Below are 21,884 nucleotides of genomic sequence, written 5' to 3' on the forward strand. Positions count from 1 at the left end.
TCATGCCATCCAGAAAGGATGAACATCCGCAGATGGGCAGCGCAGCAGACCTCCCATTTTGCCGGCTGTTCCGCAGGCAGGATCGCACCAGTCGAAATTTGTTTCAAGCCTAAAATGTTTTTACACTGGAGCATTGACGCATGGCATGGTGGCCGCCATTGCTAGCGCTGAAACGATGCCGCTTCGGGGAAGGGTGCCGATGATCGAACATCGCATTGCCGATTGGAACAATGCCTACGCCAACGGCGCGAATATCGCCCGTAGCGATCGTTGGCCGGCCGCCTGGGCGGAGCCGGCGCAAGCGTTTCGCGATGCGCTGTCGGCGCAAGGCCGGGCGAGGTTCGATATCGCCTATGGCGATAGATCGCGCAACCGGTTCGATCTTTTCCTGCCCGAGGCCGCTCCCAGGGGGCTCGTGGTGTTCATCCATGGCGGTTACTGGCTGGAGTCCGACAAGAGCGGCTGGTCGCACCTCGCCAAGGGCGCGGTCAGCAGCGGCTTCGCCGTTGCGATGCCGTCCTACACGCTGTGTCCGGACATACGCATCGCCGGCATCGTCAGCGAGATCGGCGCGGCGATCGGCAAAGCAGCGGCAATGGTCGAAGGACCGCTGATGCTGACCGGCCATTCGGCCGGCGGCCATCTCGCCACCCGAATGGTGACCACGACCACGCCGCTGGCCGACGATGTGGCAAGGCGCATACGCCATGTCGTTTCGATTTCGGGCCTGCATGACCTGCGTCCGCTGATGCGTACGGGCATGAACGAGGCACTGGCAATCGACGAGCATGAGGCGCTGACTGAAAGCCCGGCGCTGCTGCGGCCCATGGATGGCGCCCGCATCACCTGCTGGGCCGGCGGTGGTGAGCGTTCCGAATTCCTGCGCCAGAATGCGCTGCTGGCCAATATCTGGACCGGCCTTGGCGCCACGACTCGCGCCGTGGTCGAACCAGATCGGCATCATTTCGATATCGTCGATGGTCTTGCCGATCCGGCGCATCCGCTGACACGGCTCTTGATCTCGGAATAGCCGAGATCTCTTTTGACCTATATCAGTAGCTTATAGGGCTATTCTTCAGCGTAGCATCAGCACGTTGCAGGTGTCACCGGCAGTGGATCCGGGGGCAAAGGGCGCGCGCACGACCAGCCCGTTGGCGTCGGCCAGCATCCGCAGCATCGAGGAATCCTGGATGCTGAATGGCGTCGCCACCAGTCCGCCATCGTCTTCCCTGACCACCGCCCGTACATAATCCTGGCGCAGGTCATTGGCCGCCATTGCGGCGCCCAGTCTGGCCTGGCGGACGTCCTGGCGATGATCGCGGCCGCCAAGCCTTGCCAGAAGCGGCTTCAGGAACAATTGCGAACAGACCAGGCTTGCCACCGGGTTGCCGGGCAGGCCGATGCATCTGATGTCGCCGAGGCGGCCGAACATCAGCGGCTTTCCTGGGCGCATGGCGATCTTCCAGAAACCGAGCGTCATGCCTTCGCCGGTCAGCACGTCATGGATCAAATCGTGGTCGCCGACCGAGGCGCCACCCAGCGTGACGATGACATCGGCGCCAGCGGCGACAGCTTTCCTCACCAGCGCCGCGATCGCGTCCTTGCGGTCGGCGGCAATGCCGAGATCGAGCGCGCGGGCGCCGACCGATTGCGCGGCCGCGGCGACGCCATAGGCGTTGGATGAGATGATCTGGTCCGGCCCGAGCTCGCTGCCGGGCGCCAGCAGCTCGTCCCCGGTGGCAATGATGGCGACCAGCGGCCTCTTCACCACGCTTACCCGGGGATGATTGGCCGATGCGGTCAGTGAAAGCGCCGCCGGATCCAGCACCCGGCCTCTTTGCAGCAGCACATCGCCTGTCGCGAAGTCGAGGCCGGTGCGGCGGATGTTGCGTCCCTCGGCGGTGGGTTCGATCACTTCGATATCGCCGCCGCCGAGATCGCGGACATTTTCCTGGATGACGATGGTGTCGGCGCCATCGGGCAGCGGCGCGCCGGTGAAGATGCGTACCGCCTGGCGCTTGCCGACCGTACCGTCAAAACCGCGCCCCGCCGGCGCCATGCCGATTACCGAGAGTTTCGATGGCACCGAGGCCATGTCGGCGGCGCGCACCGCATAACCGTCCATGGCCGAGGCGTTGAAAGGCGGCTGGGTGCGAAGCGCCACGACCGGCTCCGCCAGCACGCGATCGATCGCCTCGAAAAGAGAAACGCTTTCGCCGGCCAAGGGTGCTGCGCCGTCAAGCAGGCGCTCGAGCGCCTCGGCGACCGGAAGCAATGCCATCAGGCGCCCACCTTGTAGTCGCCGGACTTGCCGCCGGTCTTTTCGACCAGCCTGATGCCGGAAATGACCATGGCGCGGTCGACAGCTTTCGCCATGTCGTAAATGGTCAGGCAGGCCACGGAAGCGGCGGTCAGCGCTTCCATCTCGACGCCTGTCTTGCCGGTGACGCGCGCCAGAGCGGTGACTTTCAGCCCAGGCAGGGCGTGGTCCGGCTCGATGTCGACGGAAACCTTGGTCAAGAGCAGCGGATGGCAGAGCGGAACAAGCTCGTGCGTCCTCTTCGCCGCCATGATGCCGGCGATGCGCGCGGTGCCGAGCACGTCACCCTTCTTGGCGTTGCCGGCGAGGATGGTCTTCAGCGTTTCGGGCTGCATCGAGACGAAACCCTCGGCGATCGCGGTGCGGGTCGTCTCTTGCTTGTCGCCGACATCGACCATGTTGGCCTCGCCTTGCGCGCCGAGATGGGTGAGCGCGGCTGCCATCGTCAGATGACCTCAGTCAACGCCTTGCCCGTCAAAAGCAGGCGCGTCGCCGCGGTGACATCCTCTTGCCGCATCAGGCTTTCGCCGACGAGGAAGGTGCCGATGCCGGTCTTTTGCATCCTGAGGCAATCGTCATGTGTGAAGATACCGCTCTCGCTGACCAGCAGCCGGTCGCCCGGCACCATCGGCGCCAGCCGCTCCGAGGTCTTAAGACTGGTTTCGAACGTTCTCAGATTGCGGTTGTTGATGCCGATCAGCCGCGATGACAACTTTACCGCACGCTGCGTCTCGGCCTCATCATGCACTTCGATCAAAGCATCCATGCCGAGTTCGGATGCGGTCGCTTCCAATTCGCTCGCCAAGGCATCGTCGACGCTGGCCATGATGATCAGGATGGCGTCCGCGCCCCAGGCGCGGGCCTCATAGACCTGGTAGGGATCGAACAGGAAATCCTTGCGCAGCGCGGGCAGGGCGGTGGCTGCCCGTGCCTTGGTGAGAAATTCCGGCGCGCCCTGGAACGACGGTGCATCGGTCAGCACGGAAAGGCAGGCGGCGCCGCCTTTTTCATAGGCCTGCGCCAATGCCGGCGGATCGAAATCGGCCCGGATTAGCCCTTTGGACGGGCTCGCCTTCTTGATCTCGGCGATCAGGGCGAAGTTGCCGGATCTGCGCTTCGCCTCGAGTGCGGCGAGAAAACCACGCGGTGCGTCGGCATCCTTGGCTCGTGCCTTGATCTCCGCCAGCGGCGCGCGTGCCTTGGCGGCGGCGATCTCGTCGCGCTTGTAGGCTTCGATCTTGCGCAGAATGTCAGACACGGTTCACCCGTTCGAGATTTCGACCAGCCGGTCAAGCACCTGCAAGGCGCGGCCGCTGTCGATGGCCTGCGCGGCGAGCGCGATGCCGTCGCCAAGCGTCGTCGCCTTGCCCGCAATCACCAGCCCGGCGCCGGCATTCATCAGCACGGTGTCGCGATAGGCGCCGGCAGCTCCGCCCAGCATATCGCGCAACGCACTGGCGTTGTAGGCGGCGTCGCCGCCCCGGAGATCGTCCTTGGTATGGCGCTTCAGCCCGACCTCTTCCGGGGTCAGCGTGAAGCTGCGGATTTCGCCGCCAACCAGTTCGGCGACCTGCGTCTCGCCGGTGGTGGTGATCTCGTCATAGCCATCGCCATGGGCAACCCAGGCATGTTCGGTGCCCAGCGCCTTCAGCGTCTCGGCCACCGGCATGACCCATTCCGGCAGGAACACGCCGACCATCTGCCGCTTGACGCTGGCCGGATTGGAGAGGGGTCCGAGCAGGTTGAAGATGGTGCGGGTGCCGAGCTCGACGCGGGTCGGGCCGACATGCTTCATTGCCGGATGGTGCGCGGGTGCGAACATGAAGCCGACGCCCGCCTCGTGGATGCAACGGCCGATGAACTCGGGCGAGAGGTCGATCTTGACGCCAAGCGCGACCAGGACATCGGCGGCGCCGGTCAGCGAGGACAGGCCGCGATTGCCGTGCTTGGCGACCGGGACGCCGCTGGCGGCAATGACGAAGGCCGAGGCTGTCGAAATGTTGACGCTATGGGAATTGTCGCCGCCGGTGCCGACGATATCGATCGCGCCTGGCGGCGCCTCGACGCGAAGCATCTTGGCGCGCATGGTGGCGACGGCACCGGAGATCTCACTCACCGTCTCGCCGCGCACGCGCAGCGCCATCAGGAAGCCGCCTATTTGCCCGGGAGTCGCGTCGCCCGACATGATGATGTCGAAGGCCTCGCGCGCTTCCTCGAAGGAAAGCGCGCTGCCGGTCGCGACCTTGGCGATATGGGTTTTCAGCGCGCTCATCTTGTCGAGGCTTGGGCGACGGCGGCCTGGTCGACGCGGACGTCGTACTGCGTCTGCAACTGCGCCACCAATTGGTCGAGCAGATCGTCGGACATGCCGGAGGTGAAGGATTTCTGCGCGTCCTCCGGTACCGAGCTGGCATCGGCCCCCGCTGGTTCGAACACTTCGGCGACCTTGAACAGGATCTGTCCGTCGCCGGTGGGCGAGGGGATCAACCCGGTGCCGCCTTCGCCGACGCCGAACATCACAGCAGCGCCTTCCTTGCCGAAGTCCGCATCGTCGGCTTCACGCCTCAGACCGCGCTTGGTCTGCTTCTCCAGCTTGAGCTCACCGGCGATGACGTCCAGCGTGGCGCCGGCCTTGAGCCGCTTTTCGAGTTCGTCCGCCTTGGCGGCGAGGCGCTTGGTCGTCTCAGCGGCCGTCCAGTCGGCGACGACTTTCTTGCGGACCTCATCCAGCGTCCGGTCGCGAGCCGGCGTGACCGAACCGACCTCATAGAAGATGAAGCCATTGTCCGCCGTGGTCAGCCCGTCGTTTTCAGTGTTGGGTTCGGCATCGAAGACTGCCTTGATCAGCTCCGGCGATTCCGGCAGGTCCTTGACGATCGAACCGTCCGGCCGGAGGCCTGATCGATCGATGGCGTCGATTGTGATGTCCTTGAGCTTCAGCTTGGCCGCCGCGTCGGCCAGCGAGCTGCCGGAGGCGCGGGTGTCCTCGTAATTGTCGTGCACATCCAAAAGGATGCGGCTTGCCTCACCCAGCGCCAGGTCCTTGCGGATCTGGTCCGACACTTCGGCCAGCGGCTTCACCACTTCGGGCTTGATCTCGGTAACGCGCAGCAGCACCGGACCGAAGGCGCCCTGGACGACCGGGCTGACCTCGTTCGCGTTGAGCGCAAAGGCCGCGTCGGCGACCGCCTTGTCGGCGATCTTGTCCTTGGCGAGCGTGCCGAGCAAGGTGTCGGCCGGCGTCTTGCCTTCGGCCGCGACGAGCTTGTCGAAGGTGGCGCCCGCCTTGAGCGAATCAAGCGCGGCCTTGGCCGCGTCCGGCGTCTTGAACACAAGCTGCTCGATGGTGCGCATTTCGGGCGTCGTGTAGCGCGCCTTGTTCTTGTTGTAGTCGTCGCTGACCTGTTGGTCGGTGACGGCGGTCGTATCCATGATGTCCACCGGTTCGAGGCGGACATAGGAGAATTTCCGGTATTCAGGCGCGGCGTAGGTTTTCTTGTTGGCCTCGAAATAGGCCTGAAGCACGCTGTCACTCGGCGCCTCGATCGGCTCGACGAGCGCCTTTGGCAATGTCAGATAGTCGACCGTGCGGTCCTCGCCGCGATAGAGCGCGACCGCCTTGAAGAAAGTGTCCGGCGCCTTGAGGCCGTCCGAAACCGCCTCGACGATCTGCTGGCGCACCGCCACCTGGGCGCGGTTCTTCAGATAATCCTCGGGCCGCATGCCGACCTCGTGCAGCATGTATTCGAACGTCCTTCTGTCGAACTGGCCGCTTGGGCCTTTGAAGGCCGGATCCTCGCGTGTCAGTTCCGCCAGCCTGTCCTTGGACAGGCCGAGCCCCAGTTTCCTTGCTTGTTCGTCGAGAACGGCGCCGGAAACGAGCTGAGCCAGGATCTGGTTGTCGATGCCGAGCCCCTTGGCCTGTTCGTGGGTCAGGCGCTGGCCGAACTGCTGCGACATGACGGCCAGCTGGCGATCGTAGGCGAGGCGGTATTCGTTGATCGACACCTTGGTGCCGCCGGCGGTTATCACCGAATCGTGGCCGGCAAAGCCGCCCATCAGGCGCCCGGAAATGCCCCAGGCGGCGAAACTGACCACCAGCAGCGAAAGCAGTGTCTTCGCGACCCAGGTACCCGCCGCGCTTCTCAATGTACCAAGCATGGTTACTTCCGATTTATGCGCATTTTCGCATGCGCCGAGTCTGAAACAAGCGCAATAGCGCCCTTCCGGTCCACTGTCGATTGCTTTGTGGCCTGATTTTGGTAGTGAGGGCCAGAGCCAGATATTGCCCGGAGAAGCAGACCATGACGCCAGGAATTCGCCCGCTCGTCGCCGGCAACTGGAAAATGAACGGCACCAGTGCCTCGCTGAACGAACTCAGGATGATCGGCAACGGGTTCATGAGCGGGCTCGATGCGGAAACCGAAGCCCTGGTCTGCGTTCCCGCGACGCTGCTTTCCCATGCCGCGGAGATTCTTTCGCGCACGCCGGTCCATGCCGGCGGCGAGGACTGCCACGCCAAGGAAAGCGGCGCCTACACCGGCTGCATCTCGGCGGAGATGCTGAAGGATGCCGGCGCGAGCCACGTCATTGTCGGCCATTCCGAATGCCGCGAACAACGCGGCGAGGACGATGCGACGGTCCAGGCCAAGGCCACCGCCGCATGGCGCGCCGGGCTCGTGGCCATCGTTTGCATCGGCGAGACACAGCAGGAACGCGAGGCTGGAGCCACGCTGGAGGTGCTGTCGCGCCAGGTCGCTGGCTCGGTGCCGCCAAGCGCCACTCCGTCCAACACCGTCATTGCCTATGAGCCGGTATGGGCGATCGGCACCGGCCTGACGCCAACCGCGGCCGACGTTGCCGAAGCGCATGCGCATATCCGCGAAAAGCTGGCGGAAAAGCTCGGCGCCGTAGCCGCCAAAATGCGCATTCTCTATGGCGGCTCGGTCAAGCCATCCAACGCGGTTGAACTGCTGGGTGTCAGGAATGTCGATGGCGCGCTGGTCGGTGGCGCCAGCCTGAAAGCGGCGGATTTCCTTGCTATCGCGGAAGCCTATCGCAGCATTTCAGGATGAGATTTGCGACGATGGACGCGTCGCGGCGCGTCCAAATTCGTTGCAAAGGTGGCGTTGCTTCCCATATTCCGGCCACGGGCTTGGAAATGCCGTGAAAGCATTGTATTGAGCCGCCTCCAATTCACCGGTCGTGTTCGCGGCCGGGCAAGGCCTTGCCAGGATAAACTATGCAAACCGTACTGATCGTCATCCATCTCATGGTCGTGCTCGCCCTTGTCGGCGTGGTGCTGCTGCAGCGCTCCGAAGGCGGCGGCCTTGGCATTGGTGGCGGATCGGGCTTCATGACCGCGCGTGGCGCTGCCAACGCGCTGACCCGCGCGACTGCGATCCTGGCGGCCGCGTTCTTCGTCACATCGCTGACCTTGTCGATCATTGCCCGCTACGGCGAGAAGCCGATCGACATCCTCGACCGCGTTCCCGCGACATCGGGTGAAGCCGGCAAGGGCGTGCTCAACCAATTGCCCGGCACGACCACCCCTGCGCCCGCCGGCAGCGCCACGCCGACGCCGCCATCCGGCAACGGTGCCGCGACGACGCCTCCGGCCACCGCGCCGGCCGCCGGCTCGACGCCGCCTGCAAGCAACGGCACCACCAACACCGCGCCGGCCGCCCCCCAGGTCCCGAACCAGTAGCTTCCGCTCGCTCCAAACCGCGATCTGTGATCGTTTGAACACAGTCGCGGCAAATGCTGCGCGATCACGAAGATTCGACGGGTAGTGGTGCTGCCTCGCGCTTGAGGCATCCGCATTTATTCGACTATAGATTGCACGCGGCATTTTCGGTGTCCTTGGGGGACGCCGGGCGACGCCGTGGGCAACAAGCATTGAACGATCGGATCTTCGCCATGCAGCTTCGCAGCTTCATTTTCCTGGGACTTTGCGCCGCACTCGGCCTCAGTTCCCCGGCTTTCGCCGGCATGCCGGCCAATATGGCCGCCAATCAGTCGGTCGACAGGACCGACGCCATCAACATCGCAGTCAAGAGCGATGCGGCGCAGTTGAGGCTTCTCAAGAAGAAGAAAAACCCGACGCCGGACGATCTCGCCCAGATCAAGAAGATCGAAGCCAAGATCGTTGCCGACAAGGAAGACGCCAAGGCCAAGGCGCTTGAAGCCAGGAAACTGGCGATGCGCGAAGCGGCCAAGGCCCGGGCCGAGGCCGCACGCCAAGACTTCCTGGCAAAAAGGGGCCAAAGTGCCTCTGCCACTGAAGTGGCCGAAGCCAAGCCGGCCAAGAAGACCGTCAAGGTCATTGAGCCGATTGAACCGATCGCGCCGATCCAGTCGGCCGAGCCGCTCCCGGCCGAGGCCATGAACGTCGCCTTGACCGGCAACAATGGCGAGTTGCGCAGCGAGGTCATCGGCGGCCAGAAGCAGCCGAGCGGTGGTCTGTTCGCCGGCCTGTTCGGGGGAACCTCGTCATCCGGCTCCTCGATCAGCTATCTGCCCGAGACGCGCGCGCTCGACTCGGCGCTTGCCCAGAAGAACGCCAAGAAGCCGTTCAAGGTGAAGCCGGAATTCGTGCCTCAGGATGTGGAATTTACGGGCTACGATGCCGGCACCATCGTCATCGACACCAGTGCGCGCCGGCTCTATCTCGTCGAATCATCGACCACAGCGCGCCGCTACGCCATCGCGGTCGGCCGTGAAGGCCTGCAGTTCAAGGGCACGGTCGCCGTCGGCGACAAGCAGGAATGGCCGCGCTGGATCCCGACGCTGGACATGCAGAAGCGCGAGCCGAAGCACTACGCCCAGTACAAGGACGGCATGCCCGGCGGCGGGCAGAACCCGCTCGGCGCACGCGCCATCTATCTCTATGACGGCAAGAAGGACACGCATCTGCGTATCCACGGCACCATCGCGCCGCAGTCGATCGGAACCAGCGCCTCCAATGGCTGCTTCCGCATGATGAACGAGCACGTCATGGACCTTTACAGCCGCGTCAGGGTCGGTACCAGAGTCGTCATCATCTGACGTTTCCACCATCATGCCGAAAGGGCCGGCTCAGCCGGCCCTTTTGTTTTGCCTTGCTCACGACCAAGCCTGTTCGGTCGTGATCCCTGGACAAACCGAAACCGTTTGTCTGGACAAACCGAAACCGTTTGTCCGAGAAAACCGGATTCCACTTTTCGGGATCATGGTCCGAGCGCCTTTTTGGGAAAAAGCCTTCGCGGCGGTTTTTTCTCTGGCGGAATCAATCCGGCCGCGTTAAGCGATGACTCCCATGGCGCGATATGTATTCATCACAGGCGGCGTGGTTTCCTCACTTGGAAAAGGCATAGCCGCAGCGGCCCTTGGGGCTCTCCTGCAGGCGCGAGGCTATCGCGCACGCATCAAAAAACTCGACCCTTACCTCAATGTCGATCCCGGCACGATGTCGCCGTACCAGCACGGCGAGGTGTTCGTCACCGATGACGGTGCCGAGACCGATCTCGATCTTGGCCACTACGAGCGCTTCACCGGCCGCTCGGCCAATCAGCAGGACAACATCACCACCGGCCGCATCTACAAGAACATCATCGAGCGCGAGCGGCGCGGCGATTATCTCGGCGCAACCGTGCAGGTCATTCCGCATGTGACCGATGAGATCAAGAATTTCGTCCTCAACGGCAATGACGATTATGATTTCGTGCTGTGCGAGATCGGCGGCACGGTCGGCGACATCGAGGCGATGCCGTTCCTCGAGGCGATCCGCCAGCTCGGCAACGACCTGCCGCGCAACAACGCCGTCTACGTGCACCTGACCTTGATGCCCTACATTCCGACGGCGGGCGAGCTGAAGACGAAGCCGACCCAGCATTCGGTCAAGGAACTGCGCGGCATCGGCATCGCGCCCGACATCCTGCTGGTGCGCGCCGACCGCGCCATTCCCAAGGAAGAGCGCCGCAAGCTGTCGCTGTTCTGCAATGTCAGGGAAAGCGCCGTCATCCAGGCACTCGATGTGCCGCATATCTACGACGTGCCGATGGCCTATCACAAGGAAGGGCTCGATTCGGAAGTGCTGGCCGCCTTCGGCATCGATCCGGCGCCGAAGCCGCGCATGGAACCCTGGCAGAAGGTGTCCGACCGCATCCACAATCCGGAAGGCGAGGTGACCATCGCCATCGTCGGCAAATACACCGGCCTCAAGGACGCCTACAAATCGCTGATCGAGGCGCTCTCGCATGGCGGCCTGGCCAACCATGTCAAGGTCAAGCTCGACTGGATCGAGAGCGAGATCTTCGAAAAGGAAGATCCGACGCCATGGCTGGAAAAGGTGCATGGGATCCTGGTTCCCGGCGGTTTCGGCGAGCGCGGTTCGGAAGGCAAGATCCTGGCGGCGAAGTTCGCGCGCGAACGCAAGGTGCCGTATTTCGGCATCTGCTTCGGCATGCAGATGGCCTGCATCGAGGCGGCGCGTTCGCTAGCCGGCGTGGACAATGCATCCTCGACCGAGTTTGGCCCGACCGAGGAACCGGTCGTCGGCCTGATGACCGAATGGCTGAAAGGCAACATGCTGGAGAAGCGCCGCGAAACCGGCGATCTCGGCGGCACGATGCGGCTCGGCGCCTATCAGGCCGAACTCGCCAAGGGCTCGAAGATCGCCGACATCTATGGCGATACGCAGATTTCCGAGCGCCACCGCCATCGCTACGAGGTCAACGTCGACTACAAGGAGCGGCTCGAGGATTGCGGCCTGGTGTTTGCCGGCATGTCGCCTGACGGCGTGCTGCCGGAAACGGTCGAGTATCCCGACCATCCCTGGTTCATCGGCGTCCAGTATCACCCCGAGCTGAAGAGCCGGCCGCTCGATCCGCATCCGCTGTTCGCCAGCTTCATCGAGGCGGCGGTCGAGCAGTCGCGCCTCGTCTAGACGCCGTCGAGCGAGACGCGCCTCATGCAGACCTATGTCGCGCTCCTCTACAGCATCATCCTGGGCGAGGGGCGCCGGGTCGTCATGTCGGACCTCAAGGCAATGGCGGAAAACCTTGGCCTGAAGAACGTTCGCACTTTGGTGGCAACCGGCAACCTTGTCTTCGAAAGCGAAAAGACCTCGATCTCCGCACTTGAAAAGCGGCTGGAGGCGGCGTTCGAACAGGCCTTCGGCCGCCACGTCGACATCATTGTCCGCCGCGCTCGAGATTGGCTGAAACTGGCAAGCCGCAATCCATTCCCGAGAGAATCGGTGGAAGCCGGCGATCAGGTCGCGGTGCGCGTGATGCGCAAACCCGTGGCCGAAGATGCCTTATCGGGGCTTCAGGCCCATGCCGGGGAGGACGAGAAGGTGCTCCTGGTCGGCGGCGACATATGGCTGGTGTTCTCGCGGGTGCGGCCAAGCTCGCGGCTGCTTGCCGCCGCCAGTCACAAGCGCATGGGCATCGGCACGTCGCGCAACTGGAACACGGTGCGCAAGCTGGCCGAGATGGTTGGCAGTAGGCAGTAGGCAGTAGGCAGTAGGCAAGCGGTCTGTCTTCCCTAGCCCCTACTGCCTACTGCCTAATTTCAAGCCTTCGCCATCTTGGCGCCGGCACTCACGGCTGCGGTGCGCAGCACGTAGTAGATGACGCCGGCAATGCCCACGCCGAAGAACCAGCCATAGACACCCCACCAGGACGGCAGCCAGTTGGTGAAGTTGGGCAGGATCGACGAGAAGACGGCACCGATGCCGGCGGCGATGAAGGCATTGACGTGCCAGCCGCCCTGGAAGCGGAATTCGCCATCCTCCCGATAGAGCGCCTCGACATCGACCTCGCCTTTGCGGATCAGGTAATAGTCGACCATCATGACGCCGAAGATCGGTCCCATCGTCGCGCCGATGACGTTGACGAAGGAGGCGGCACTGCCTTCCCACGGCGCGAAGGGGTAGAGCACAAGCGCGATCAGCGCTGCGATATAGCCGCCCTTCTTGAAGTCGATCTGCCTGGGAAAGACGTTGGAGAAGTCGAAGGCCGGCGAGACGAAGTTGGCCACGACATTGATGCCGAGCGTCGCCACCGCGAAGGTCAAGGCGGCGAGGGCAGCCAGGAACCAGCTGTCGAACTTTGCCGAGATCTGGTCGGGGTGCAGCAGCACTTCGTGATAGACGTCGTAGGCGGCAATGGTGGTGACGCCGGCGACCAGCGAGAACAGGATGAGGTTGACCGGCAGGCCCCAGATGTTGCCCTTGCGCAGTGCAGCCTTGTCCGGCGCGTAGCGTGCGAAATCGCAGAAGTTGAGATAGAGCGCCGAGAAGTAGGTCACCCAGATCGCGGCGACCGCGAACAGCGAGGTCCACGAGCCCGGCTCACCGGGCACGCCGGCGTCCTTGGTCTTCTCCTTCAGCACATCCATCGGGATGTCGCTGGTAAAGGCGAAGGTTCCGGATTTGACGCAGAGATAGATCGCAAGGATCAGCATCATCACCCAGACCGCAGGCCCCGCCCAATCCTGGAAGCGGCGCACCGTCTCCATGCCGCGCTGGATGATCAGCAGCTGCAGCGCCCAGATGACGACGAAGCAGATCACTTCCAGGCCGGAATGGCCGAGGAAATGCGTGTTGGCATTGAAATCGGCGAACCATTGCGAGCGGATCAGCAGCGCCACGATCGCGCCGGAGGCGGCGGCCGTTTGCGCGCCGTACCAGAAGCAGGCGACGATGGCGCGCACAAGTGCCGGTATGTTGGCGCCCCAGATGCCGAAGGAGGCGCGGGCCAGCACGGGGTAGGGCACGCCAGTCTTGACGCCGGCATAGCCGACCATGTTCATCAGCACGTAGATAATCAACGACCCGATGCCGATGGCGATGATGAAGTTGACGAAGCCGCCGCAGAACAGAAACAGGCTGGCGGCCAGATAATAACCCCACAGGCTGTGAACGTCCGACGTCCAGACGTTGAAGATCGAGAATGGTCCCCAGTTTCGAACCGTGGCCGGAGCGAGGTCCTCATTGTATAGGTCAGGCGATGCGCCCTGTATCGTCATTGCAATGTTCCCCTTTTGCAAAAACGCGCCCTCACGCGTTGACCGCAGAGGTTACGCCTGACGCAGGGGAACCGACAAGCAACCAATTTGCCGGCTTTGGCCTTAAAGATATTCAATGCGAACCGCGATTATCGAGGGATCGTAAAGGTGGGTCGCTGTTGAACCCTAACGATCGGTGATTCGACTGTCCAATGCATGTCGCCGGTTTTGGAGAACGACATGCATACGCGACGCGCTTAGGTGATGGCCATCGCGCGCTTATGGTCCTCGACTTCGGAAAGCAGCCAATCCTGAAACAGGCTGGTGCCCGGCTTGTTGCCGATGCTGCGACGCTGATGCAGGTAGATGCCGGCCGGATAGGTGTGGCGGGCGCGAAACGGGGCGACAAGCTTGCCTTGCTGCAGAAAATCCTGTGCCATCATCGTGTCGGCAAGCGCGATGCCAGCGCCGTTGACCGCCTCGCGCATGATCAGCGTGCAATCGTCCAGGGTCGTGCTGGATTTCGGCGATGTCTCCAAAACGCCTTCCTGCTCCAGCCAACGCTTCCACCTCATCGTCTCGCATTCATGGATCAAGTGGTGATTGACCAGATCGGCAGGCGATCGCAGCGGCACCGGCCCTTCGAGCAACGAGGGCGCGCAGACCGGCGTCAGCAGCAGCGGGATCAGCAGCGTCAAGGCCGGGCCGGCCTTGTAGACGAATTCGTCGACGATGGCCAAATCGAAGTTGGCGCGCTTGCCCGAACTCGAGATCTCCAGATCGACGGACGGATGCAGCCGGCGAAAATTCGGCAGCCGGTCCGCCAGCCAAAGATTGAGAACAGCCGGCACGCACAAGACCCGGACACGCTGGGTCCGGCCGTGGCTCGGGCCATCGGAGAAGCTGACATCGTCGGTGGCGCGCCAGATGGCCTCGAAGGCTTCCGAGAGGCTGCGCGCATAGTAGGAGCCCCTGATGGTCGGCGTGATCTGGCGAAAGCCGCGTTCGAACAGATCCTGGCCAAGATTCCGTTCAAGTGCACGGATGTGGCGGCTGACGGCAGAGGGTGTCAGGTGCAGTTCTTCGGCCGCGTCCTTGACGCTGCCAAGACGTGCGGCGGCCTCGAAGGCGCGCATGCCATTGAGTGAAGGTAAGGCCATTGCCCGATCATGAATTGTCAGTTGAGTTTTTGTCAATCGACATGGACAAAATTGGCGTTTGATCACCAGGGTCCTTCGGGGATACCCAGAAGGCAAGAGCGACCAAGTCGCCATCAGAAAACGACTATTTGGGGCCCCCGGCACCATTCCACCAGTGGCAGAGACCGGCCTGATCGGTTTTCCACCGCTGGCGGGCGAAGCTTTGCGCAAAGCGGCGCTGAGGCCGGGGCAAAATGGGAGAATGACTGCTTATGCCTCAATCGCCAGTGCCGGTCTTTGAAGCGGCCGACGAGATTTCGGCTGAAGCCTCTGTCGTCGTGATCCTGCAAACTGCCCAGACAGGCTTTGGTCCACGGGCAGCGGCGCTGGATGTCGAGTTAAGCGGGATTTTGTCCCGTGCCTGCTCCGACCCGGACGCTTTGGCCGAGTCTGGCACCTGCATCGATGTGATCGCTCCCCAGACCGTATCGGCCCGGCGCATCATCGTTCTCGCTTTGGGCAAGGCTGAGGCTCTAACCGCGCTGTCACTGGCGCGTGCCGGCGGTTTGCTGGCCGCGCATCTCGAAGGCAAGAGCGAGTGCGCGGCTACCTTGCTCCTGGATCCGATCGCCGGTGTCGACCTGCCGGGCGCGGACATCCTGGCGCGCGTGGCGCTCGGCATGCGGCTGCGGCGCTATCGCTTCGACATGCGCAACCAACGCCAGGGCGCCGGCGCGGATCGAACCCTGCGTGTGCAACTGGTCGGCGCAAGTCGCGCCGAGCTAACCCCGGCGCTGGCACGGATCAACGCCATTGCCGACGGCGTCGAATATGCGCGCACGCTGGTCAACCTGCCGCCGAACCATCTCCATCCCGACAATTTCCACGATCACCTGGAGCCGCTGCGCGAAGCCGGCATCGACGTCGAGATCCTCGATACGGCGAAGCTCGGGGAACTCGGCATGAATGCGATCCTGGCTGTCGGGTCAGGGTCGGTAAGGCTGCCGCGCGTTGCTGTCCTGCGCTATCGCGGCAAGGGTGCTCCTGCGCAGCCCATGGCTTTCGTCGGCAAGGGCGTATGCTTTGACTCCGGCGGGCTCTGCATCAAGCGCGGCGAGCAGATGTTCGACATGAAGGCCGACATGGGTGGCGCGGCCGCCGTTGTCGGCCTGCTGATAGCGCTGGCCCGGCAAGGCAGCCCTGTGCATGCTGTCGGCATTCTGGGCATTGCCGAGAACATGCCGTCTGGCACCGCGCTGAAGCCGCGCGACATCATCACGACGGCTTCAGGACAGACCGTGGAAGTGTTCGACACGGATGCGGAAGGGCGCCTGATCCTGGCCGACTGCCTTTACTATGCGGCTTCGCGCTTCAACCCCTCGGTGATCGTCGATCTGGCGACGCTGACCTATTCGGTGATGCGCGGCCTCGGATCGATATTCGCCGGTCTGTTCAGCACCGACAATGCCATCGCGACGCAGATGATCGCGGCCGGAGAAACGGTCGGCGAGCGCTTCTGGCAGTTGCCGCTCGACCGAGCCTACAATGAGGGGCTTCAGTCGCCATTCGCCGATATCCGGCACCACGCCAAGGACATGGAAGATGGCGACGCGCCCTATGCGGCGGCGTTCCTGCGCCACTTCACCGAGGATCGGCCCTGGGTGCATCTCGACATAGCCGGCAAGGAAATGGCCGACAAGGATCAGCCGCTCGGCCGGGAGGGCGCCACGGCGTTCGGCGTGCAGATGCTGGAAGAATGGGTCCAGGCCAACCGCAAGATGAACTAGGCGCCCACGGACAACGACAAGATGCCTTTCAAACATGCAAGGAGCCGGGATGTCGTCTGAGATCAGCAGTAGGGAAGGGCGGGCCGCCTTCGGCAGCTACGAAACCTGGTATCGAATCTCCGGCGAACTGGATACCGACAAGGCTCCAATCGTGATCCTGCACGGCGGTCCGGGTGTCGCCCACAATTATGTCGATGCCTACAAGCTTCTTGCCCGAAGGGATCGCGCCATCATCCATTACGACCAGTTGGGTTGCGGCAATTCGACTTTGCTGCCCGAGAAGGGCGCCGACTTCTGGACGCCCAGGCTCTTCATCGACGAGCTTGAAAACCTGGTCGACCATCTCGGCATTCGCGCCGGCTTCCATGTCCTTGGCCAGAGCTGGGGCGGCATGCTGGGCGCCGAATATGCGGTGACGCGGCCGAAGGGTCTGAAGTCGCTGACCATCGCCAACTCGCCGGCTTCTATGAAGCTGTGGGTCGAAGAGGCCAACCGGTTGCGCGCCGACCTGCCCGGGGATGTCCAGGAAACACTGACCCGCCACGAGCAGGCCGGCACGACGGACGATCCGGCCTACCAGGCGGCGACGATGGTGTTCTACGAACGGCATGTCTGCCGGGTGGTGCCTTTCCCGCCCGAGGTAGCCGAGACCTTCGCCCAGGTCGTGCGCAATCCGACGGTCTATCATGTGATGAACGGGCCCAACGAGTTCCATGTCATCGGAACGCTGAAGAACTGGAGCATCATCGATCGCCTGCCGGCTGTCGATGTTCCGACGCTGATCATCTCCGGACGCCATGACGAGGCCACGCCCGCGACCGTGCAGCCCTACAAGGACGGCATCAAGGGATCGCGCTGGGAGATATTCGAGCATTCCAGCCATATGCCGCATGTCGAAGAGCAGGATCGATGCATGCGGGTGGTGGGAGACTTCCTGGACGACAACGACAACAGAGAAAAGGGGAACTAAGCATGAAGAAACTGCTTCTGGCGGCGTCAGCCGCGGCATTGCTGGCCAGCGCATGGCTGGCTCCGGCGCAGGCCGAATATCTCAAAGAGCACCGAGGCGGCACCATCCGTCTTCTGGCCCGCTCCGCGGCGGGAACGCTCGATCCGCACATCAACTACACCGACCAGGGCTGGCAGATGTACCAGCCGATCTATGACGGCCTGGTCGCCTTCCGCAAAGCCGAGGGCATGGACGGCTTCACCATCGTACCCGACCTCGCGGAGGCGCTGCCGCAGGTCAGCAATGACGGCAAGACCTTCACCTTCAAGCTGCGCAAGGGCATCAAGTTCTCCGACGGCCATGATCTCAGTGTGAAGGACGTCGTTGCGTCCTTCCAGCGCATCTTCAAGGTTTCCGGGCCGACCTCCGGCACTTTCTATGCCGGCATCGTCGGCGCCGACAAATGTCTGGCCGACACCAAGAGCTGCACGCTGGAAGGCGGCGTTGTCGGGGACGAAGCCGCCGGCACCGTCACCCTCAATCTCACCAAGCCTGACGCCGAGATCCTCTACAAGCTCGCCTTGCCCCACGCCGTGGTGCTGCCGGCGGACACGCCCGCCGAAGACATGGGCTCCAAGCCCATTCCCAGCACCGGCGCGTACATGATCTCCGCCTTCGACCCCAACAAGGGCATGACGGTGTCGCGCAACCCCAATTTCAAGCAGTGGAGCGAGGACGCGCAGCCGGACGGCTATCCGGATGTCGTCCAATATGATTTCGGCCTGTCCGAGGAAGCGGCCGTCTCGGCGATCCAGAACGGCGAAGCAGACTGGATGTTCGATGCGCTGCCGAGCGATCGCCTGGGCGAACTTGGCAGCAAGTCCATGGACCAGCTGCACATCTCGCCGCTTTCAGCGTGGTGGTATGCGCCGCTGAACAACCGTCTCGCTCCGTTCGACAACGAAAAGGCGCGCCAGGCCGTCGCCTATGCGATCGACCGCAACACGCTGGTCAAGCTGTTCGGCGGCAAGGTGTTGGCCTCGCCGGTCTGCCAGGTCCTGCCGCCGGACTTCCCTGGCCACGAAGATTATTGCCCCTTCACCAAGAACCCTGGCGCCAAATGGTCGGCGCCCGATCTCGACAAGGCAAAGCAACTCGTCGAGGAATCCGGCACCAAGGGCCAGAAGGTGACCATCATCGCCGAAGACACCGCCATCTCACGCTCCATCGGCGTCTATCTGCAGAGCGTGCTGACCACCATCGGCTATGTCGCCGACGTCAAGCCGATCTCGTCCAACATCCAGTTCACCTACATCCAGAACACCAACAACAAAGTGCAGATGTCCATCACCCAGTGGTACAAGGACTATCCGGCGGCTTCCGACTTCCTCAACATCCTGTTCTCCTGCGCTTCCTTCCGTGAAGGGTCGGACGCTTCGATCAACATCGCCGGCTTCTGCGACAAGGATATCGACGCAAAGATGCAGAAGGCGCTCGATCTCGGGGTGACCGACCAGAAGGCTGCAGACAAGATGTGGGCCGAGATCGACAAGCAGGTCACGGACAAGGCGCCGGCTGTCGGCCTGTTTACACCGAAGCGGCTTGACTTCGTCAGCAAGCGCGTGGGCAATTTCAAGTTCAACCGGCAGTTCAACTGGATGATCACCCAATCTTGGGTGCAGTGATGGCCTGGGTGCAGTGATGGCCTGGGTGCAGTAACGAACTGCGGAGAGGGGCGCGTCCGTGTCGAACCAAGTCGCTGCCATGCCGCGCAAGACGCGAGGGCCCTGGGCCGTCGCGTTTGCGAAGCTGGCAAGGAACAGGGCCGCCATGGCGTCCCTGGCCGTCTTCCTCCTTATTGTCCTGGCTTGCGTCAGTGCGCCTCTCTATGCGCACTGGGCGCAAGTCGACCCTTTCGCCTCGACGCTCGACGCCGTCATCCAGATCGATGGCGCCGACGTCGCGGTGATGGAGCCGTCGACGGAGGGGCTGGGCCTTGGCTATACGCCGCTCGGCCCGACCTGGCGGCTCGGCAATTACTTTCTCGGCGCCGACAGCCAGGGGCGCGACGTCATGGCCAGGATGCTCTATGGCGGGCTGAGTTCGCTGTTGATCTCCGGCGCCGCCACAATCTTCACCCTGATCCTAGGCACGTCAGCCGGACTGATCGCCGGCTATTTCGGCGGCATCACCGATACGGTCCTGTCGCGCTTCCTGGATGTGCTGTGGGCGTTCCCGATCTATCTTCTGGCGATTTCGCTTTCCATCGTCACCATCGCGCAAGGCATTTCGATCGGCCCGATCGAGATCGAATCCGGCAGCCTGTGGCTGCCGGTCATCATCATCGGCATCGTCTACGTGCCTTATGTGGCACGCCCGATACGCGGGCAGGTCCTGTCGCTGCGCCGCAGCGAATTCGTGCACGCCGCGGTCAATCTGGGCGTGCCGGGATGGCGCATCCTGTGGCGCGACATCCTGCCCAACATCACCACCACGCTCATCGTCTTCATGCCGCTGATGATGGCGCTGAACATGCTGACCGAATCGGCGCTCTCCTTCCTGTCGATCGGCGTGCAGCCGCCGGCGGCGAGCTGGGGCACCATCATCCAGGACGGACAGGCATTGCTCTATACGCGGCCGCTGGTGGCGCTGGCGCCTGGCCTGGCGATCGCCGTGTCCGTCATGGCGCTCAACGTCTTCGGTGACGGCCTGCGCGATGCGCTCGACCCACGCTCCAAGGTTCGGCTGGGGCGCGACTGATGATCTACGCGATCCTGCGCCGCTTCGGTCAGATGCTGTTCGTGATGTTCGGCATCTCGGTCATCGTCTTCCTGATCTTCTTCGCGACGCCGGGCGCCGATCCGGCGGCGCGCATCGCCGGCCGCAACGCGTCGCCCGAAGTGCTGGAGGCGGTGCGCCACAGCTTCGGCTTCGACCGGCCGCTCTACGTCCAGTACGTGACGATGATGGAGAAGATCTTCGTCACCGGCGATCTGACCTCCTTCGTCAACCGCGGCTGGAAGGTGGTGCCGGCGGTCATGGATTCCATCCCCGTCACGCTGTCGCTGGTGTTCGGAGCGGCGATTCTGTGGGTGGTGGTGTCCATCATCATCGGCATCATCGCCGCGGCCACGCGCGACAGCTGGCTGGACAAGGTTCTGATGGCGCTGGGACTGCTCGGCATTTCCATGCCGGTCTATTGGCTGGGCGAGGTGATGAACCTGATCACCCAGAGCCGTTACCACGACAGTTGGCTGTTCTCCTGGGTACCGCCGCTCGGCTACAAGAATTTCTCGGACGATCCCAAGGGCTGGTTCCTGACGCTGGTCATTCCGTGGATCACGCTGGCCATTCTCTACATCGGCATCTATGGGCGCGTGCTGCGCGCGGCGATCATCGAATCCCTGCAGGAAGACTATATCCGCACGGCCCGCGCCAAGGGCCTGTCGGAAACCCGCATCCTGCTGCGCCACGCGCTGCGCACGTCGCTCATCGCATTCGTCACGCTGTTCGGTCTCGATTTCGGCGCGCTGGTGGGTGGCTCCGCCTTGCTGACGGAGGTGGTGTTCGGGCTGCACGGCATCGGCAAGCTCACCTATGACGCGCTGCAGAATCTCGATCTGCCGATGATCATGGCAACGGTGATGTATGCTTCCATGTTCGTGGTCATCGCCAACGCGGTTGTCGATTTCGTCTACATCCTTCTCGATCCCCGCCTGAGGACGTCATGATACTGTCGGTGCGTGACCTCAGAGTATCCTTCCGGACCGATGACGGCCTGGTACGGGCCATCGACGGCGTTTCCTTCGATCTTGGGGAAAGCGAGATTCTCGGCGTCGTCGGCGAATCCGGTTCCGGCAAGACCGTATCGCTGCTGGCCGTGATGGGCCTCATCACCGACCCCAATGCCGTCATCGAGGGCTCGATCCGTTACAAGGGCCGCGAGTTGGTGGGACTGCCGGCGCGTGAACTTCGGCGCCTGCGCGGCAACGAGATCGCGATGATCTTCCAGGATCCGATGACGGCGCTGACGCCGGTCTACACGATCGGCTGGCAAATCGCCGAGCAGATCCGCGCACATCGAAATATCAGCAAATCCAAAGCGATGGAGCGCGTCGAGGAACTGCTGGCCGAGGTGAACTTTCCCAACCCGCACGAGGCGATGTCGCGCTACCCGCACCAGCTTTCCGGCGGCATGCGCCAGCGGGCGGTGATCGCAATGGCGCTGTCGTGCAATCCGGCCCTGCTGGTGGCGGACGAGCCGACCACCGCGCTCGACGTCACGGTGCAGGCCGGCATTCTCGATCTCGTGCGCAAACTGCGCGCGACGCACAAGTCGGCCGTGGTCTTCATCACGCATGACATGGGCGTGGTCTCCGAACTCGCCGACCGCGTCATGGTCATGTATGCCGGCCGCGTGGTGGAACGCGGCAGCCGCATGGAACTGTTTTCCGATCCGCGCCATCCCTATACGCGCGCGTTGCTCGGTTCGATCCCGCCGCTGACCGGTGAAAAACCGCGCCGCCTGCCGGCCATTCCCGGCTCGCCGCCGTCGCTGCTGCGCTTGCCGCAGGGCTGCGCTTTCGGTCCGCGTTGCCCGGTCCACTACGAACCCTGCGCGACCGGCAAGCCCGACCTCGGGGCTGGAGCCCACGCCGCCGCATGCTTCCGGGCGGTGCAGGCATGAGCGGAGCAAT

At 63.2% G+C, this 21,884-nt stretch carries 19 protein-coding genes; 12 read left to right on the forward strand and 7 right to left on the reverse strand.

All coding sequences use genetic code 11. The features are described from left to right. The first annotated feature begins 199 nt into the window (after positions 1-199). Complete coding sequence (locus FJ978_RS01075; RefSeq protein ID WP_140569505.1) at positions 200-1,030, forward strand: alpha/beta hydrolase; 831 nt, start codon at positions 200-202, stop codon at positions 1,028-1,030. Positions 1,031-1,075: 45 nt separating this feature from the next. Here FJ978_RS01075 and glp read toward each other — a convergent pair whose 3' ends face one another. The 5 genes from glp to FJ978_RS01100 are packed head-to-tail and all read right to left on the reverse strand — an operon-like array spanning position 1,076 to position 6,481. Further along, complete coding sequence (gene glp, locus FJ978_RS01080) at positions 1,076-2,281, reverse strand: gephyrin-like molybdotransferase Glp (protein ID WP_140569507.1); 1,206 nt, start codon at positions 2,279-2,281, stop codon at positions 1,076-1,078. After that, the gene (gene moaC / locus FJ978_RS01085; RefSeq protein WP_013895390.1) at positions 2,281-2,763 is read right to left on the reverse strand and encodes a cyclic pyranopterin monophosphate synthase MoaC; all 483 of its coding nucleotides are present in this window, start codon (positions 2,761-2,763) and stop codon (positions 2,281-2,283) included. The genes glp and moaC overlap by 1 nt, the downstream gene beginning before the upstream one ends. A 2-nt stretch (positions 2,764-2,765) precedes the next feature. After that, positions 2,766-3,578, reverse strand: a complete 813-nt coding sequence (trpC, locus tag FJ978_RS01090; protein WP_140569509.1) for an indole-3-glycerol phosphate synthase TrpC — start codon at positions 3,576-3,578, stop codon at positions 2,766-2,768. Positions 3,579-3,581: 3 nt separating this feature from the next. Next, entirely contained in the window at positions 3,582-4,592 is a 1,011-nt protein-coding gene (trpD, locus tag FJ978_RS01095) for an anthranilate phosphoribosyltransferase (protein ID WP_140569511.1), read from the reverse strand. After that, the gene (locus FJ978_RS01100) at positions 4,589-6,481 is read right to left on the reverse strand and encodes a peptidyl-prolyl cis-trans isomerase (RefSeq protein ID WP_140569513.1); all 1,893 of its coding nucleotides are present in this window, start codon (positions 6,479-6,481) and stop codon (positions 4,589-4,591) included. Before FJ978_RS01100 ends, trpD begins: the two co-directional genes overlap by 4 nt. Before the next feature lie 143 nt (positions 6,482-6,624). Here FJ978_RS01100 and tpiA point away from each other — a divergent pair, with 143 nt between their 5' ends. From tpiA to FJ978_RS01125, 5 genes are all read left to right on the forward strand, one after another. Beyond that, positions 6,625-7,395, forward strand: coding sequence for a triose-phosphate isomerase (gene tpiA / locus FJ978_RS01105; protein ID WP_013895394.1), 771 nt, complete (start codon positions 6,625-6,627; stop codon positions 7,393-7,395). Positions 7,396-7,562: 167 nt separating this feature from the next. Further along, entirely contained in the window at positions 7,563-8,027 is a 465-nt protein-coding gene (secG, locus tag FJ978_RS01110; RefSeq protein WP_140569515.1) for a preprotein translocase subunit SecG, read from the forward strand. Positions 8,028-8,239: 212 nt separating this feature from the next. Then, positions 8,240-9,367, forward strand: a complete 1,128-nt coding sequence (locus tag FJ978_RS01115; RefSeq protein ID WP_140569516.1) for a L,D-transpeptidase — start codon at positions 8,240-8,242, stop codon at positions 9,365-9,367. 241 nt (positions 9,368-9,608) lie between these two features. Then, positions 9,609-11,246: a CTP synthase gene (locus tag FJ978_RS01120; protein ID WP_140569518.1), complete on the forward strand. Its 1,638-nt coding sequence runs from the start codon at positions 9,609-9,611 to the stop codon at positions 11,244-11,246. A gap of 24 nt (positions 11,247-11,270) precedes the next feature. Further along, complete coding sequence (locus FJ978_RS01125; protein WP_140569519.1) at positions 11,271-11,816, forward strand: DUF1697 domain-containing protein; 546 nt, start codon at positions 11,271-11,273, stop codon at positions 11,814-11,816. A gap of 59 nt (positions 11,817-11,875) precedes the next feature. On the opposite strand, the gene FJ978_RS01130 is transcribed toward FJ978_RS01125, so the two are convergent. Together FJ978_RS01130 and FJ978_RS01135 are read right to left on the reverse strand one after the other, a co-directional pair. Further along, a complete protein-coding gene (locus FJ978_RS01130; RefSeq protein ID WP_140569521.1) occupies positions 11,876-13,333 on the reverse strand; it encodes an NCS1 family nucleobase:cation symporter-1 in 1,458 nt (485 codons plus the stop codon). A gap of 236 nt (positions 13,334-13,569) precedes the next feature. Then, complete coding sequence (locus tag FJ978_RS01135; protein ID WP_140569523.1) at positions 13,570-14,472, reverse strand: LysR substrate-binding domain-containing protein; 903 nt, start codon at positions 14,470-14,472, stop codon at positions 13,570-13,572. Between the two features lie 251 nt (positions 14,473-14,723). Between FJ978_RS01135 and FJ978_RS01140 the strand changes: the two genes are divergently transcribed. From FJ978_RS01140 to FJ978_RS01165, 6 genes are read left to right on the forward strand one after another with little or no spacing between them, the layout of a single operon-like run. After that, complete coding sequence (locus FJ978_RS01140; protein ID WP_140569524.1) at positions 14,724-16,238, forward strand: leucyl aminopeptidase; 1,515 nt, start codon at positions 14,724-14,726, stop codon at positions 16,236-16,238. Between the two features lie 49 nt (positions 16,239-16,287). Continuing rightward, complete coding sequence (locus FJ978_RS01145) at positions 16,288-17,208, forward strand: proline iminopeptidase-family hydrolase (RefSeq protein ID WP_140569526.1); 921 nt, start codon at positions 16,288-16,290, stop codon at positions 17,206-17,208. A 2-nt stretch (positions 17,209-17,210) separates the two neighbouring features. Continuing rightward, positions 17,211-18,872, forward strand: a complete 1,662-nt coding sequence (locus FJ978_RS01150) for an ABC transporter substrate-binding protein (protein ID WP_140569528.1) — start codon at positions 17,211-17,213, stop codon at positions 18,870-18,872. Positions 18,873-18,930: 58 nt separating this feature from the next. Continuing rightward, positions 18,931-19,947: an ABC transporter permease gene (locus FJ978_RS01155; RefSeq protein WP_140569529.1), complete on the forward strand. Its 1,017-nt coding sequence runs from the start codon at positions 18,931-18,933 to the stop codon at positions 19,945-19,947. Then, on the forward strand, positions 19,947-20,918 hold the full coding sequence (locus tag FJ978_RS01160; protein WP_140569531.1) for an ABC transporter permease: 972 nt from the start codon (positions 19,947-19,949) through the stop codon (positions 20,916-20,918). Before FJ978_RS01155 ends, FJ978_RS01160 begins: the two co-directional genes overlap by 1 nt. Then, entirely contained in the window at positions 20,915-21,874 is a 960-nt protein-coding gene (locus tag FJ978_RS01165; protein ID WP_013895406.1) for an ABC transporter ATP-binding protein, read from the forward strand. The genes FJ978_RS01160 and FJ978_RS01165 overlap by 4 nt, the downstream gene beginning before the upstream one ends. Positions 21,875-21,884: the final 10 nt, after the last annotated feature.

The sequence above is a fragment of the Mesorhizobium sp. B1-1-7 genome (genome assembly GCF_006442705.1).
GTDB classification, from domain to species: domain Bacteria; phylum Pseudomonadota; class Alphaproteobacteria; order Rhizobiales; family Rhizobiaceae; genus Mesorhizobium; species Mesorhizobium opportunistum.

Coding starts and splice junctions, on each gene's coding strand:
- FJ978_RS01140 (WP_140569524.1), top strand. CDS start 14,724: ATGCCTCAATCGCCAGTGCCGGTCTTTGAAGCGGCCGACGAGATTTCG.
- FJ978_RS01160 (WP_140569531.1), top strand. CDS start 19,947: ATGATCTACGCGATCCTGCGCCGCTTCGGTCAGATGCTGTTCGTGATG.
- FJ978_RS01165 (WP_013895406.1), top strand. CDS start 20,915: ATGATACTGTCGGTGCGTGACCTCAGAGTATCCTTCCGGACCGATGAC.
- FJ978_RS01115 (WP_140569516.1), top strand. CDS start 8,240: ATGCAGCTTCGCAGCTTCATTTTCCTGGGACTTTGCGCCGCACTCGGC.
- glp (WP_140569507.1), bottom strand. CDS start 2,281: ATGGCATTGCTTCCGGTCGCCGAGGCGCTCGAGCGCCTGCTTGACGGC.
- secG (WP_140569515.1), top strand. CDS start 7,563: ATGCAAACCGTACTGATCGTCATCCATCTCATGGTCGTGCTCGCCCTT.
- FJ978_RS01075 (WP_140569505.1), top strand. CDS start 200: ATGATCGAACATCGCATTGCCGATTGGAACAATGCCTACGCCAACGGC.
- tpiA (WP_013895394.1), top strand. CDS start 6,625: ATGACGCCAGGAATTCGCCCGCTCGTCGCCGGCAACTGGAAAATGAAC.
- FJ978_RS01120 (WP_140569518.1), top strand. CDS start 9,609: ATGACTCCCATGGCGCGATATGTATTCATCACAGGCGGCGTGGTTTCC.
- FJ978_RS01100 (WP_140569513.1), bottom strand. CDS start 6,481: ATGCTTGGTACATTGAGAAGCGCGGCGGGTACCTGGGTCGCGAAGACA.
- FJ978_RS01130 (WP_140569521.1), bottom strand. CDS start 13,333: ATGACGATACAGGGCGCATCGCCTGACCTATACAATGAGGACCTCGCT.
- FJ978_RS01135 (WP_140569523.1), bottom strand. CDS start 14,472: ATGGCCTTACCTTCACTCAATGGCATGCGCGCCTTCGAGGCCGCCGCA.
- FJ978_RS01145 (WP_140569526.1), top strand. CDS start 16,288: ATGTCGTCTGAGATCAGCAGTAGGGAAGGGCGGGCCGCCTTCGGCAGC.
- trpD (WP_140569511.1), bottom strand. CDS start 4,592: ATGAGCGCGCTGAAAACCCATATCGCCAAGGTCGCGACCGGCAGCGCG.
- moaC (WP_013895390.1), bottom strand. CDS start 2,763: ATGGCAGCCGCGCTCACCCATCTCGGCGCGCAAGGCGAGGCCAACATG.
- FJ978_RS01125 (WP_140569519.1), top strand. CDS start 11,271: ATGCAGACCTATGTCGCGCTCCTCTACAGCATCATCCTGGGCGAGGGG.
- FJ978_RS01150 (WP_140569528.1), top strand. CDS start 17,211: ATGAAGAAACTGCTTCTGGCGGCGTCAGCCGCGGCATTGCTGGCCAGC.